Raw genomic sequence first — 13,437 nt, 5'->3', positions numbered from 1 at the left:
CGGTCAGTGATTCAGGCCGCGACGCTCTTCCTGCATCAGGTCCCGGACGACGAGGAACTCCTCCTCGATCTGCCGGATCAGCGTGGGCGCATCGGCGAGCTGCTCGCGCCGGGCAATATCTTCCAGATGCTTGCACAGGCCGGAAAGCACGGGCGCACCCATGTTGCTGCAACTGCCCTTGAAGCTGTGGGCGGCCAGGCGCAGGGCCTGGCTATCGGACAAGGCCAGCGCCTGCTGGATCTGCCGCAGGCGTTCCGCAGAGTCCGCCAGGAAAGTATCCAGCAAGACCGGAAACTCATCCTCCATGACGTCCCGCAGGGCAGACAGCACAGAATGGTCGAGATGGATATCAGACAAATCCGTCACTCCCTGTACTGAACATCCGAAAATTATGCCTTATTCGGCCAGCGGAATTCGACGTGTATCCCCTTGCCGTCCCGGGTCGGCTCGCAGCACGCGGTGAGCTGGCGGACCAGGGTCAACCCCCGCCCGCAGAGGCTCTCCACGTTCGGTCGGCTGACCAGCGCCTCCTTGAGGTCGAAGCCCTTGCCGCTGTCTTCCACATCGAGCAGCAGGCGCCCTCCCCGCCCTTCGGGAATGAGCTGGAAGTGGAAGCGCACATAGCCGTCCTCCAGACCGTCCAGTCGCTCGCTGCGCTCGCGGTAGTAACGGGCGAAGCCCTCGGCGTTGCCTTTGAGGGCAGAATCCAGCCCCAGCACGCCGTGTTCCAGCGCGTTGGAATAAAGCTCGGCGAGCACCGTGTAGAGTGCGCCGCCCTGGTCGCGCAGGCCCTGGACTTCGAGCAACAGCTGGAGCAGGAAGGGCAAGGGATTGAAGCGTTTCAAGGTCTGCGCGCGGAACTCGAAGGTTGCCGACCAGTCCAGCGGGCTGGACTGGCCGCTGTCGGTGAACGCCAGCTTGGCGCGCTCGGTGACCTCGTCCAGCATGCGCACTTCGATCATGCTCACGTCGTCCTGGGCGTGGCCACGGAAGGCGCTCAGGGCCAGCTGGATCTCGTCGAACATTCGATTGCGGTCGGTGTTGGCATCGAACACGGCGCGCAGGCGCTGGTCGCCGAAGAGCTCGTCGTTATCGTTGCGGGTCTCCAGCACGCCATCGGAGACCAGGAAGATGCGATCGCCGGTCTCCACCGGGTAGGACTCGAAATGAGGGTTGAAACTGCCCTGGTCGAGCACCCCCAGCGGCAGGTGGCGCGACACCAGCCGCACCAGCTCGCCACTATCGGCGCGGCGCAGATAGCCGTCGGGCAGGCCGCCGTTCCAGACCTCGAGCATGCGCCGCTGGACGCTCAGGTTCAGGAAGGTGGCGCAGCAGAACACCCCGATGGGCAGGATGCGCTTCAGCTTGGCGTTCATCTCCCGAAGGATGTCGGCCATGGCATAACCCTTGGCGGTCATGCCGTAGAACACCTCGGCCAGGGGCATGGCGCCGATGGCCGCCGGCAGGCCGTGGCCGGTGAAGTCGCCCAGCAGCACATGCATGCCACCCGAAGGCTTGTAGGCTGCCAGCAGCAGGTCGCCGTTGAACAGGGCGTAGGGCGACTGCAGGTAACGGATGTTCGGGGCGCTCAGGCAGCCGGAGTGCGCCACCTTGTCGAATACCGCCTTGGCCACGCGCTGCTCGGTGAGCAGGTGCTCGTTGTGCCGGGCGATCAGGTCGCGCTGCTGCAGCACGGTGTCCTGCAGGCGGCGCAGGCGGTCCAGGGCCTTGATCTTGGCTTCCAGGATGACCCGGTTGTAGGGCTTGGCGAGAAAGTCGTCGCCCCCCGCTTCCAGGCAACGCACCAGGGCCTCGTTCTCGGTGAGCGAGGTGAGGAAGATGATCGGCACCAGGGCTTCGCCCGCCAGTTGCTTGATCCGACGGGCCGCCTCGAAGCCGTCCATCACCGGCATCAGGGCATCCATCAGCACCAGCTGCGGCTGTTCCTGCTGGAACAGCGCGACCGCCTCGCGGCCATTGGCGGCGGTCAGCGCGCGGTGACCCTGGCGACTGACAATGGTGGACAGCAGCAGCCTGTCCGCTGCGTTGTCCTCGGCAATCAGGATCGTCAGCGGCGACGGCATGGCAGCGGGCCTCAGGCGATCTGGAACAGTTGTTCGAAGTTGGAAATGGCGAGGATCTTGCGAACGTCGGGGTTGCAATTGGCGAGGCGGATCTGCGCTCGTTCGCCGCCGGCGTGGTCACGCAGCAGGAGCAACATGCCGAGGGCGGAGCTGTCCAGGTAAGTGGTGCCCTTGAGGTCCACGACATAGCGCTTGGGCGTGAAGTTGACGCGCTCGTAGGCGTCGCGGAATTCCTGGTGTGCCCCGAAATCGAATCGTCCCTGGATATAGATGGTCAGCTCCTGCCCATCGTCGGAGGGCATCGAGGTGATGGCCATGCATAGCTCCTTGTTCATGTGCGAAATGCGCGTGATGAAGATTTAGCACCCCCCTCAAGGCAGGGCAACAGGAAAGCGGCGGCGCGGGAGAATTTATGGTTCTGAGATGACGCCCTGAAGAATGCATGGAAGCGGAGCGCCCGCCTGGTGCTGAGCGAATCCCGACGATGCTGCCGCCCTTTGGCAGGCCTGCGGCCTGTTTGGCGAATGAATTGGCTATGCCTGCATTAAGTGTTGCTAGAACGTCCTGCGCCAAGCTGATTATCGAGCGAACGGCGAGTCCCTGTTTCGCCTCCCGGCGAGTCTCTTTTTTCAGACGCCAAAAAAGAAACCAAAAAGGCTTGCCCCTGCATCCGGCCCCGGCTTCGCCGGGGTTCCCTCGCTCCATCGTCACTCCGGGGCCCGGCGTGAGGGGCCATCCATGGCCCCACACGCCTCTCGCGGCATCCATGCCGCTCGTCCCCTGCGCAACAATTCCACTCGGCCTCCTGACGGGGCGGAGTTTCCGCCCCACCGCTTTTACTCGGTTCCAGGCCCGTTTGGGCTTCAGGATTGCTTGGACTTGCCGGCGCGAGTCTCCCCTCTCCTCTTCAGGGAGAGGGGCCGGGGGAGAGGGATGTGTCGGGCTAGCGCGAATGTCTGAAAGCCCCGTGCTAGAGGGTGCCATTCAGCTCTGCAACAGCTAACGCCGACATAGCCAATGAATTCGCCCCTACAGGTTCTCCCTTACTCTTCGCTTTTCGCTGGCAGGCGCTGCACCAGTTCGTCCAGCAGTTTCTGTTCGCGCTTGTCCTCCGCCGCGCGGGCTTCGTCGAGGTAGCGCTGCACAAGCTTGCGCAGGCCCTCCAGGCGGGCGTAGCGCTGCTGCCAGGCGGCGCGGGCCTTGTCGAGGTTGTCGCGATGCCAGTTGACGCTCTGCAGCTGCTGGCCGATGGCCGATTCCAGCTGCGACAGGAAGCGCTGGTAGTTCATCAGCCACTGGCCGGAGACACCGCGCCGGCCCTCCTCGAGCCACTGTTGCTGGTAATCGGCGCGGTAGCGCTCCAGTTCGCCGAGCTTCATCTCCGCCTGGGTCAGCTGGCCCTGGCATCGGCCGAGCATGCGTGCCGCTTCGCGTTCGTCGCGCTCGGCCATTTCCACCACCGGCGCCAGGCGCGCCGCGCGACTGCGGGACATGCGCTATCAGCCCTGGATGCCGAGGCTGGCGGCCAGGCGCTGGCCGCTCTGGGCCAGGCCCTCGCTCTCGTCCAGGGCCTGGCGCAGGAACGCCGCCATGGCCGGCTGGCGGGCAATGGCCATATCGGTATCGGGATCGCCGCCGGCGACATAGGCGCCGACGCTGATCAGGTCGCGGCTCTGCTGGTAGCGCGACCAGAGCTGCTTGAAGCGCTGCGCCCGCTTCATGTGCTCGGGGCTCACCACCTGCGGCATCACCCGGCTGATGGACGCCTCGATGTCGATGGCCGGGTAGTGCCCTTCCTCGGCCAGGCGGCGGGACAGCACGAAGTGACCGTCGAGCACGCCGCGCGCGGAGTCGGCGATGGGGTCCTGCTGGTCGTCGCCTTCGGACAGCACGGTGTAGAAGGCGGTGATGGAGCCCCCGCCCTGCTCGGCGTTGCCGGCGCGTTCCACCAGCTTCGGCAACTTGGCGAAGACCGAGGGCGGATAGCCCTTGGTGGCCGGCGGCTCGCCGATGGCCAGGGCGATCTCGCGCTGGGCCTGGGCGAATCGGGTCAGGGAATCCATCAGCAGCAGGACGTTCTTGCCCTTGTCGCGGAAATATTCGGCGATGCGGGTGCAGTACATGGCCGCACGCAGGCGCATCAGCGGCGCCTCGTCCGCCGGGGAGGCCACCACCACCGAACGCTTGAGGCCTTCTTCGCCGAGAATGTGCTCGATGAATTCCTTCACCTCGCGACCCCGCTCGCCGATCAGTCCGACGACGATGATGTCGGCATCGGTGAAGCGGGTCATCATGCCCAGCAGCACGCTCTTGCCCACGCCGGTGCCGGCGAACAGGCCGAGGCGCTGGCCGCGGCCCACGGTGAGCAGCGCGTTGATGGAGCGGATGCCGACATCCAGGGGTTCGTCGATGGGGTGACGCTTGAGCGGGTTGATGCTGGGGCCGTCCATCGGCACCCAGTCTTCGGCACGCATCCCGCCCTTGCCGTCCAGCGCACGGCCGGCGCCGTCGAGCACCCGGCCGAGCATGGACATGCCCATGGGCAGGCGGCCGGTATCCGGCAGCGGCACCACGCGGGCGCCGGGGGCGATGCCGGAAAGGCTGCCCACCGGCATCAGGAAGATCTTGCTGCCGGAGAAGCCCATCACCTCGGCCTCGACCTGCACAGGGTGGTAGCTGTCGTCGTTGATCACCAGGCAGCGGCTGCCCACCGGAGCACGCAGCCCCTCGGCCTCCAGGGTGAGGCCCACCATGCGCAGCAGGCGGCCTTCGACCACCGGTTGCGCGGGCAGGTCGACGGCATCCATGTAGCCCGCCAGGCGCCTGGCGAAGCTGGCCCGCTCAATACGCATGGTCGAGGCTGTCCGGGGCGTCCAGGTCCAGCACCCGATCGGCCGACGGCGGATGGACCTTCTGTTCGCGCTGCTGTTCGAAGAGCTGCTTCATGGCCTGGCTCAGGCGCGTCTCGATGCTCGCATCGATGCGCGAGTGCTCGGTTTCGACCCGGCAGCCGCCCGGCAGGAGGGATTCGTCTTCGAGGATGCGCCAGCTTTCTTCGTGGCGCTCGCGCAGCGCCTTGACCTGCTCGAAGTCCTGCGGGTTGACGTGGATGCGCAGGTTGTTCGCGCCCATGGGCAGTAGCTTGAGGGCTTCGCGAAGCACATGGCGGATCTGGCTGGAGTCCAGTTGCAGTTCGCGCTGGATCACCTGGTGGGTGATCAGGCTGGTCAAGTGCACCAGGGACTCCTCGATCTGCCGGTCCTGCTCGGCGATGGGTTCCAGCAACTGGCCCATCAGCGTCTCCAGCTGCGCCAGGCGGGCGCCCAGGGCGACGTCGGCCTCCTGCCGGGCCTTCAGCTGGCCGGCATGGAAACCATCGCGCTCGCCGGTGGCGAAACCTTCGTTGTAGGCCTCCTGGCGGATGGCCTCGAGTTCTTCCAGCGTCAGCGGCTTGACGGCCTCGACCGGTACTTCCTCGATCTGCGGCTCCGCTTCGGGCTCCGCCTCGAACGGAATCTCCTCCGGCTCGGGCGCCGGGGGCTCCGGGACTGCCGGGTCGAAGCTGGGCAGCGACCAGCGGTCGAAGACGCTGACGTCCCTGGCGCGAATCAGTTCGCTTTCCGGTTCCTTGCTGGACATGGACGCCGCCTCAGATCATTTCTTCGCCGCCCTTGCCGCCGAGGACGATTTCCCCGGCTTCGGCCATGCGGCGGGCGATGGTGAGGATTTCCTTCTGCGCCGACTCCACGTCGCTGACGCGCACCGGGCCCTTGGCTTCCAGGTCGTCGCGCAGCAGTTCGGCGGCGCGCTTGGACATGTTCTTGAAGACCTTGTCCTTGATGGCATCGTCAGCCCCCTTGAGGGCCAGCACCAGCACGTCGGAAGAGACCTCCCGCAGCAGCGCCTGGATGCCGCGGTCGTCGACGTCGGCGAGGTTGTCGAAGACGAACATCAGGTCTTCGATCTGGTTCGAGAGGTCCTCGTCCACCTCGCGGATGGAGTCCATCAGCTGGCCTTCGACCGAGCTCTCGAGGAAGTTCATGATGTCCGCCGCGCGCTTCACACCGCCCATGGTGGTGCGGGTGGTGCTGGCATTGCCGGCGAACTGCTTCTCGAGGATCAGGTTGAGTTCCTTGAGCGCGGACGGCTGCACGGTGTTGAGCGAGGACACCCGCAGGACGATGTCCAGGCGCACCTTGTGGTCGAAATGGCTGAGCACCTCGGCGGCCTGGTCCGGGTCGAGGTAGGCGACCACGATGGCCTGGATCTGCGGGTGCTCGTAGCGGATCACGTCGGCCACGGCGCGCGGCTCCATCCACTTGAGGCTGTCCAGGCCACTGGTGCTGCCGCCCAGCAGGATGCGGTCGATCAGGTTGTTGGCCTTGTCCTCGCCGAGCGCCTGGGTAAGCATCTTGCGGATGTAGCCATCGGCACCGACGCCCAGGCTGGTCTGGTCGCCGACGATCTCGACGAACTCGCTCATCACCTGCTCCACCTGCTCGCGATGGACGTTGCGCATCTGCGCCATGGCCACGCCGACCCGCTGCACTTCCTTCGGCCCCATGTGGCGGAGCACCTGGGCGGCGTCGGTCTCGCCCAGGGACAACAGCAGGATGGCGGCCTTGTCGACCTTGGCCAGTTTGGCGGGAGCGCGGTTCTCACTCATCGGCGTTGATCCATTCCTTCACTACCAGGGCCACACGGCCAGGATCTTCGGCCACCAGGTTCTTGATGGCATTGAGCTGCGCATCATACCCGTCGCTCGGGCTGGGCAGCAGGATGCTTTGCGGGCCGCCCAGGCTGACACGGTCCTCCGACAGTTCGCCGGACAGCCCCATCTCGCCGAGCTCGGCGTCGCCCTCGCGACCGCCCACCAGTTCCTTGCCCTTGCCGGCACCGGTGATGTTGTTCAGCACCGGGCGCAGCACGCCGAACACCAGCACCAGGATGAACAGCACGCCGAGCACCTGCTTCACCACATCCCAGAACCAGGGCTGGGTGTAGAAGGGAATCTCGATCACGTCTTCGCTGTTGTCGGCGATGAAGGGCGTGTTGATCACGCTGACGCTATCGCCACGGCTGGCATCAAAGCCCACCGCGTCCTGCACCAGGCGGGTGAAACGGGCGACCTCGTCGGCGCTCCAGGGCACACGGGTGGTCTCGCCGGTCTGCGGGTCCACCTTGACCTGGTCGTCCAGCACCACCGCGACGGAAAGCCGGCGCAGGCGGCCCTGCTGCTGCTTGGTGTGGCTGATGGAGCGGTCCAGCTCGTAGTTGCGGGTGGTCTGGTCGCGCTTGTCGGTGGGGTACGGCGCCAGCATCGGCTTGCCGGTGGCCGGGTCGATGATCTGCTGGCCGTTGTCATCCAGCAGCGGCTGCCCCGGCTGTACACCGGCGGGGGCGTTACCTGCGGCCTGCTGCGGCGCGGCGCCGGGCGCCGGCGGCTGGTTCGACAGCGCACCGGGCACGCCCTGGGGGCCGCTGTTGTTCTGGCGTTCCTCGGCCATGCTCTGCTCGCTGCGCAGCGCCGGCTGGTCCGGGTTGTACATCTCCGAGGTGGATTCGACGGCACTGAAGTCCACGTCCGCCGAGACTTCCGCCTTGTAGCGCCCGTTGCCCAGCACCGGCTGCAGGATGCTGTGCACGCGCTGGGTGTAGAGGGTTTCCATGCGCCGGGAGTAGTCGAACTGCTTGCCAGCCATGGTCAGCTCGGAGAGTTCCTGCTGGTCGGACAGCAGGTTGCCCTTCTGGTCGACCACGGTGACCTGGGACTTCTCCAGTTCCGGCACGCTGGTGGCCACCAGGTTGACGATGGCCATGACCTGGCTCGGCTCCAGGGTGCGGCCCGGGTAGAGCTCCACCAGTACCGAGGCGGTGGGCTTGCGCTCGTCGCGCACGAACACCGAGCTTTTCGGGATGGCCAGGTGCACGCGGGCGCCCTTGACGTTGTTCAGGCTGGAAATGGTACGTGCCAGTTCGCCTTCAAGGCCGCGACGATAGCGCGTGGCTTCCATGAACTGGCTGGTGCCCAGGCCCTGCTCCTTGTCGAGGATCTCGAAGCCGACGGTGTTGTCGGTGGGGGCCACGCCCGCGGCGGCGACTTTCATGCGCGCACGGGCAAGGTCCTCGGATTTCACCAGCAGGGCGCCGGAGTTGGGTTCGATCTTGTAGGGGATATCGGCGGCGCCCAGGGCTTCCACCACCTGGTTGGCGTCCATCCCCGACAGGCTACCGTACAGGGGGCGGTAATCCGGCTGCTGGGACCAGAGCACCACGGCAAAGCCGATGGCGACGCTGGCGGCCAGGCCGACCAGCAGACCGACCTGACGCAGCACCGTCATCTGCGAGAGGTTATCCAGGAAGGACAGGCCGAGCAGCGGTTTCTTCCCGTCCGCCTCGCCCGATGCGCCTGCCTTGGCGGGGACCTTTGCGACAGCAGCTTCAGCCATTTATCAATCCGTCCTCAAACCGGCATCTGCATGATGTCCTGGTACGCCTGGACCAGCTTGTTGCGCACCTGGGTCATGGCCTCGAAGGAGACGCTGGCCTTCTGCGACGCGATCATCACATCGGTGAGGTCCACGCCCTTCTGACCCACCTCGAAGGCGCTGGCCATTTCGCTGGCGGCCTGCTGGGTGTCGGCGACCTTGTTGACCGCCTGCCCGAGCATCTCCGAGAAGCTCGGCGCGCCGGCCTCCGGGGTAGCCGCGGGAGCAGGCTTGCGGGCCATGGCATCCATCTGCATGGCACGCATTTCCAACATCAGGCGATTGAACTCGACACCCTGGCTCATCACATTCCTCCAACTGCCGCGATTTTTTGACGCTGCGCGGTCCGATGCGGGGGTATGTGCAACAAGGGTGCCAGGTGGGGCAGCTGCAAGCTGCAAGCTACAAGCTGCAAGTAGAAGCAAAAGCGCCAGGCCGACCACCAAGGTGGGCCCGGCGACTCTTGTAGCTTGCGGCTTGCGGCTTGCGGCTGCCAGCGTCAGCTGGCGTAGAGGTACGCCTCGACGTCCATCCCGGCGTCGCGCATCTGCGCCAGCTTGTAGCGCAGGGTTCGCGGACTTATCCCCAAGCGTTCCGCGGCTTCCTTGCGACGGCCGCGCTCGGAACGCAGGGTGTCGATGATCATCTGGAACTCGTGGCGGCGCAGGTCGTCGCCCAAGGCGCTGGGCGCCTCGGCCGGCGCAGGGGCCATCGGCAGCGGCATTACCGGCGCAGCCGCTGGAACGGCGGGCGCCAGGGCCATGCCGATGGGCGCGGTCAGGCAGAGGTCATGGGGCTGGATCACCCCACCCTGCTGCAGGATCAGCGCGCGTTGCACGGCGTTGTCCAGTTCGCGCACGTTGCCCGGCCAGGCGTGGGCCACGAGGGTCGCCTGGGCCTCGGCGGAGAAGCGCACGGGGGCGTGGTTCATTTTTTTGACGTGCTTGCCCAGCAGGCGCTCGGCCAGGGGCAGGATGTCCGCCGGACGCTCCCGCAACGGCCGCCAGGCCAGCGGAAAGACCGAGAGACGATAGTAAAGGTCCTCGCGGAAACGCCCCGCCGCCACTTCGCCGGCCAGGTCGCGGTTGGTGGTGGCGAGCACGCGGATATCCAGGCTGATCGGCCGCCGCGCGCCCACCCGCTCCACTTCACGTTCCTGCAGCACACGCAGCAGCTTGGCCTGCAGGCCCAGGGGCATTTCGGAAATCTCGTCGAGCAGGATGGTACCGCCGTCGGCCAGCTCGAACTTGCCCGGCGCGCTGGCGATGGCGCCGGTGAAGGCGCCCTTCTCATGCCCGAACAGGGTCGCCTCGAGCATGTTGTCCGGGATGGCGGCGCAGTTGATGGCGATGAAGGGCCCGGCAGCGCGGTTCGACTGCTGGTGGATGTACTGCGCCAGCACCTCCTTGCCGGTACCGGACTCGCCGGAAATAAGCACGGTGGAATCGCTGCGCGCCACCCGCGCGGCCAGTTCCAGCAGTTGGCGGCTGGCCGGCTCCAGGGCCACCGGCCCATCGCTGGCGGCCGGGGCTACGCGGCCCAAGGCATGGCGCGCCACCAGATCGAGCAGGGTATTGGGCTCGAAGGGTTTCACCAGGTAATCGGCGGCGCCCTGGCGCATGGCCTCCACCGCGCGCTCCACGGCGCCATAGGCAGTCATCAACAGTACCGGCAGCTGCGGATGGCGCTGGCGGACGATGGCCAGCAGCTGGTGTCCGTCCATGCCGGGCATGTTGACGTCACTGACCATCAGGCCGAAGGACTCTTCACCCAGGGCCACCAGGGCGGCTTCGGCGCAGTCCACCGCGCGGAAGTCGTAGCCGCCGATCAGCAGGGTGTCCGCCAGGGCTTCACGCAGGGCGCGATCATCCTCGACCAGCAGAATTTTGGCAGTCATCGTCCTTTACTCCTGAGTAACCGAATGCGCCGCGGGAATCAGCGGCAGAACCAGGGTGGCGCAGGTCCCACGGCCGGGCCGCGAACGCAGCCACAGCTCGCCCTGGTGGGCGCGCGCCACCGCCTTGACCACCGCCAGCCCGAGGCCGGTGCCGGTGGTCTTGGTGGTGAAGAAGGGTTCGCCCAGGCGCGCCAGGGTGGCGGCGTCGATGCCCGGGCCGTTGTCACTGATGGCCAGGTGCAGGTCGCCGCCACGGCGATACAGGTGCACCTTCAGCCGCAGCGCGCGGCCGGCGGCCTGGTTGGCGTTCTCGATGAGGTTGAGCATGGCGCCCACCAGGGTGTCGCGGTTGCACAGCAGCTCCCCCTCGGCGAGGTCGCACTGCCAGCGCACCTGCCGGCCTTCCACATGGGATTCGGCGGACGCGCGCAAGGCGGCGAACAGGGTCGCCGGCGCCAGGCGATCCGGCAGCGGCAGCTCGCCACGGGCGAACACCAGCATGTCGCGAACCTGGTGCTCCAGTTCGTGCAGGCGCTCCTTGAGGCGCCCGGCGAAACGCTGCTGCTGCTCCACCGGCAGCACCTGCTGATTGAGGTGGCCGGCGTAGAGCAAGGCGGCGGACAGCGGTGTGCGGATCTGGTGGGCCAGGGACGCGACCATGCGGCCCAGGGCGGAAAGGCGTTCGTGACGGGCCAACTGGTCCTGCAGGCGACGGGTTTCCGTCAGGTCGGTGAGCAGCACCAGTTGGCCGGGTTCGGCATTCAGGGAACGGGTGGCGATGGAAAGGCGGCGGCCATCCTTGAGGGAGATTTCATGGCCATCGTCTTCACGGGGAGCGAAGCTGCGGGCGATCACTTCACGCCAGAGCATGCCCGCCAGGGGCTGGCCGAGCAGATTGCGGGCCACAGGATTGGCCTCGCGCACCACGCCCTGGCCATCGATGACGATGACCCCGCCGGGCAACAGGTCCAGCAGGCTCTGCAGGCGGTTGGCCAGGCGCTCTTTCTCCGCCAGTTCCTGCATGCGCTGGGCGCTGACCAGGGCCAACTGCCCCTTCAGCTCGGTGACCCGCGCCTCCAGCATGCTGTAGGACTCGCTGAGCTGGGCCGACATCTGATTGAACAGCGCGAAGGCCTGTTCAAGGCCTGCTCGGCTTGCCTGTTCGGCCGGGGACGCTTGCGGATTCTGCGCGGGGATGACGGCTGCGTTCATGCTTCTCTCTCGCTCCATCGACCGTCAGCAGACGGTCGGTCGAGCGAGACAAAGCAATACCCGTGCCTAAAAATATTTCCTTATAAAACAAGCACTTGGAAAAAGCGGAATTATTCTTCCGCCAATTCCTCGTCGCGTCGGCTCATGCCGTACTTGCGCATCTTCTCCACCAGGGTGGTACGCCGGATGCGCAGGCGCTCGGCAGCGCGGGCCACCACGCCGGAGGCATCGTCCAGCGCCTGCTGGATCAGGCCCTGCTCCAGGTTGCCGAGGTAGTCCTTGAGATCCAGCCCTTCCGGCGGCAGCAGCGCCGGGGCGCTGACGCCCGGCAGGCCGGCGCCGATGGCCGAACGCTCTTCGATCTCCTCGCGCAGGCTGGCCTTGAGCTGCTCGTCCTCGTCGTCGACGTGGCGGAATTTCTTCGGCAGCTCGCTGACGCCGATGACACCGTAGGGATGCATGATCGCCATGCGCTCCACCAGGTTGGCCAGCTCGCGGACGTTGCCCGGCCAGTCGTGGTTGCACAGGGACATGATGGCGGCGGAGTTGAAGCGGATGGAGCCGCGCTTCTCGTGCTCCATGCGTGCGATGAGTTCGTTGATCAGCAGCGGGATGTCTTCCACCCGCTCGCGCAGCGGCGCCATCTCGATGGGGAAGACATTGAGGCGGTAGTAGAGGTCTTCGCGGAAGCTGCCGGCCTCGATCATCTGTTCGAGGTTCTTGTGGGTGGCGGCGATGATGCGCACGTCCACGTTCTGCGTCTTGTTGCTGCCGACCCGCTCGAAGGTGCGTTCCTGCAGCACCCGCAGCAGCTTGACCTGCATCGGCAGCGGCATGTCGCCGATCTCGTCGAGGAACAGGGTGCCGCCGTTGGCCAGCTCGAAGCGCCCTGCCCGGCTGGTGATGGCGCCGGTGAAGGCGCCCTTCTCATGGCCGAACAGCTCGCTTTCCAGCAGCTCCGCCGGGATGGCGCCGCAGTTGACCGGCACGAAGGGCGCTTCGCGACGCTTGGAATGGTAGTGGAGGTTGCGTGCCACCACTTCCTTGCCGGTGCCGGACTCGCCGAGGATCAGCACGCTGGCGTCGGTATCGGCCACCTGCTGCATCATCTGCCGCACCTGCTGGATGGCACGGCTGGTGCCCACCAGGCTGCGGAACAGGTTCGGCTCACGCTGGCGGCCGCGCTCGCGGGCCTGGTCGTACATTTCGCGGTAGACCTGGGCGCGATGCAGGGAATCGAGCAGCTTGTTGTAGCTCGGCGGCATCTCCAGGCTGACCAGCAGGCGGCGGCGCAGATCTTCCGGCCAGTCCGCCTGGACCTGGTCGCCGAGCAGCAGCACCGGGAGGAATTCGTCCCAGGCCAGCACCTGCTTGATCAGTTCGAGTACGCCACCCTTGGCGCTCACTTCGCCCAGCATCACGCAGAGGACATCGCGACTGGAGGACAGGGAACCCGTCATGTCCCGCCAATCGTTGCTGGCGCAGGCCAGGTACTCTTCACCGAGGAAATTCAGGATCACCGCGAAGTCGCGGCGGCGATCACCATTGTCATCGATCAGCAGTATTTTGGTTTCACGCCACATTGTCGGGTTCTTGCTTTTTTTGGGCTGGACGCCGTATGCCACGGCGCATGGGGAGACGGTGCTTCCCGGGTGCGGGATCGACCGGCAATTGGCCACTAGTAAAGTGAAAAACCCCTGCCGAGTCAAATTTATGGCGTGCTTTTTTTGATCCAGCCGACGGAACGGCTAAGCAG

Annotated in this window: 12 protein-coding genes; all 12 read right to left on the bottom strand. The window is 66.1% G+C overall.

Going from position 1 to position 13,437, the window contains the following annotated elements; all coding sequences use genetic code 11:
- Positions 1-3: 3 nt before the first annotated feature.
- The 12 genes from ACFW0H_RS09455 to ACFW0H_RS09400 all read right to left on the bottom strand — a co-directional run bounded on the left by ACFW0H_RS09455 (position 4) and on the right by ACFW0H_RS09400 (position 13,264).
- Positions 4-357: an Hpt domain-containing protein gene (locus ACFW0H_RS09455; protein WP_422913643.1), complete on the bottom strand. Its 354-nt coding sequence runs from the start codon at positions 355-357 to the stop codon at positions 4-6.
- Positions 358-389: 32 nt separating this feature from the next.
- Positions 390-2,084: an ATP-binding SpoIIE family protein phosphatase gene (locus ACFW0H_RS09450; protein WP_422913642.1), complete on the bottom strand. Its 1,695-nt coding sequence runs from the start codon at positions 2,082-2,084 to the stop codon at positions 390-392.
- A gap of 11 nt (positions 2,085-2,095) precedes the next feature.
- A complete protein-coding gene (locus ACFW0H_RS09445) occupies positions 2,096-2,401 on the bottom strand; it encodes an STAS domain-containing protein (RefSeq protein ID WP_422913641.1) in 306 nt (101 codons plus the stop codon).
- A gap of 726 nt (positions 2,402-3,127) precedes the next feature.
- Positions 3,128-3,577, bottom strand: coding sequence for a flagellar export protein FliJ (gene fliJ, locus ACFW0H_RS09440; protein ID WP_422913640.1), 450 nt, complete (start codon positions 3,575-3,577; stop codon positions 3,128-3,130).
- A gap of 6 nt (positions 3,578-3,583) precedes the next feature.
- A complete protein-coding gene (fliI, locus tag ACFW0H_RS09435) occupies positions 3,584-4,936 on the bottom strand; it encodes a flagellar protein export ATPase FliI (protein ID WP_422913639.1) in 1,353 nt (450 codons plus the stop codon).
- Positions 4,926-5,723: a flagellar assembly protein FliH gene (fliH, locus tag ACFW0H_RS09430; RefSeq protein ID WP_422913638.1), complete on the bottom strand. Its 798-nt coding sequence runs from the start codon at positions 5,721-5,723 to the stop codon at positions 4,926-4,928. Before fliH ends, fliI begins: the two co-directional genes overlap by 11 nt.
- A 10-nt stretch (positions 5,724-5,733) precedes the next feature.
- Positions 5,734-6,750 carry a flagellar motor switch protein FliG gene (gene fliG, locus ACFW0H_RS09425; protein ID WP_422913637.1) on the bottom strand — a complete coding sequence of 339 codons (1,017 nt, stop codon included), beginning with the start codon at positions 6,748-6,750 and terminating at the stop codon, positions 5,734-5,736.
- The gene (fliF, locus tag ACFW0H_RS09420; RefSeq protein ID WP_422913636.1) at positions 6,743-8,533 is read right to left on the bottom strand and encodes a flagellar basal-body MS-ring/collar protein FliF; all 1,791 of its coding nucleotides are present in this window, start codon (positions 8,531-8,533) and stop codon (positions 6,743-6,745) included. Before fliF ends, fliG begins: the two co-directional genes overlap by 8 nt.
- Positions 8,534-8,547: 14 nt before the next feature.
- Complete coding sequence (fliE, locus tag ACFW0H_RS09415) at positions 8,548-8,877, bottom strand: flagellar hook-basal body complex protein FliE (protein WP_422913635.1); 330 nt, start codon at positions 8,875-8,877, stop codon at positions 8,548-8,550.
- A gap of 194 nt (positions 8,878-9,071) precedes the next feature.
- Entirely contained in the window at positions 9,072-10,469 is a 1,398-nt protein-coding gene (gene fleR / locus ACFW0H_RS09410; protein WP_422913634.1) for a sigma-54-dependent response regulator transcription factor FleR, read from the bottom strand.
- A gap of 6 nt (positions 10,470-10,475) precedes the next feature.
- On the bottom strand, positions 10,476-11,681 hold the full coding sequence (locus ACFW0H_RS09405) for a sensor histidine kinase (RefSeq protein WP_422913633.1): 1,206 nt from the start codon (positions 11,679-11,681) through the stop codon (positions 10,476-10,478).
- A gap of 110 nt (positions 11,682-11,791) precedes the next feature.
- The gene (locus ACFW0H_RS09400) at positions 11,792-13,264 is read right to left on the bottom strand and encodes a sigma-54 dependent transcriptional regulator (RefSeq protein ID WP_422913632.1); all 1,473 of its coding nucleotides are present in this window, start codon (positions 13,262-13,264) and stop codon (positions 11,792-11,794) included.
- Positions 13,265-13,437 lie beyond the last annotated feature (173 nt).

This window comes from Metapseudomonas cellulosilytica (assembly GCF_049334135.1).
Taxonomy (GTDB): Bacteria; Pseudomonadota; Gammaproteobacteria; order Pseudomonadales; family Pseudomonadaceae; genus Metapseudomonas.
Note: the sequence above shows the minus strand (reverse complement) of the source record. Positions and strands in the feature narration are given on the sequence as shown.

Coding starts and splice junctions, on each gene's coding strand:
- fleR (WP_422913634.1), bottom strand. CDS start 10,469: ATGACTGCCAAAATTCTGCTGGTCGAGGATGATCGCGCCCTGCGTGAA.
- ACFW0H_RS09450 (WP_422913642.1), bottom strand. CDS start 2,084: ATGCCGTCGCCGCTGACGATCCTGATTGCCGAGGACAACGCAGCGGAC.
- fliI (WP_422913639.1), bottom strand. CDS start 4,936: ATGCGTATTGAGCGGGCCAGCTTCGCCAGGCGCCTGGCGGGCTACATG.
- fliE (WP_422913635.1), bottom strand. CDS start 8,877: ATGAGCCAGGGTGTCGAGTTCAATCGCCTGATGTTGGAAATGCGTGCC.
- ACFW0H_RS09400 (WP_422913632.1), bottom strand. CDS start 13,264: ATGTGGCGTGAAACCAAAATACTGCTGATCGATGACAATGGTGATCGC.
- fliJ (WP_422913640.1), bottom strand. CDS start 3,577: ATGTCCCGCAGTCGCGCGGCGCGCCTGGCGCCGGTGGTGGAAATGGCC.
- ACFW0H_RS09405 (WP_422913633.1), bottom strand. CDS start 11,681: ATGAACGCAGCCGTCATCCCCGCGCAGAATCCGCAAGCGTCCCCGGCC.
- fliG (WP_422913637.1), bottom strand. CDS start 6,750: ATGAGTGAGAACCGCGCTCCCGCCAAACTGGCCAAGGTCGACAAGGCC.
- fliH (WP_422913638.1), bottom strand. CDS start 5,723: ATGTCCAGCAAGGAACCGGAAAGCGAACTGATTCGCGCCAGGGACGTC.
- ACFW0H_RS09445 (WP_422913641.1), bottom strand. CDS start 2,401: ATGGCCATCACCTCGATGCCCTCCGACGATGGGCAGGAGCTGACCATC.
- fliF (WP_422913636.1), bottom strand. CDS start 8,533: ATGGCTGAAGCTGCTGTCGCAAAGGTCCCCGCCAAGGCAGGCGCATCG.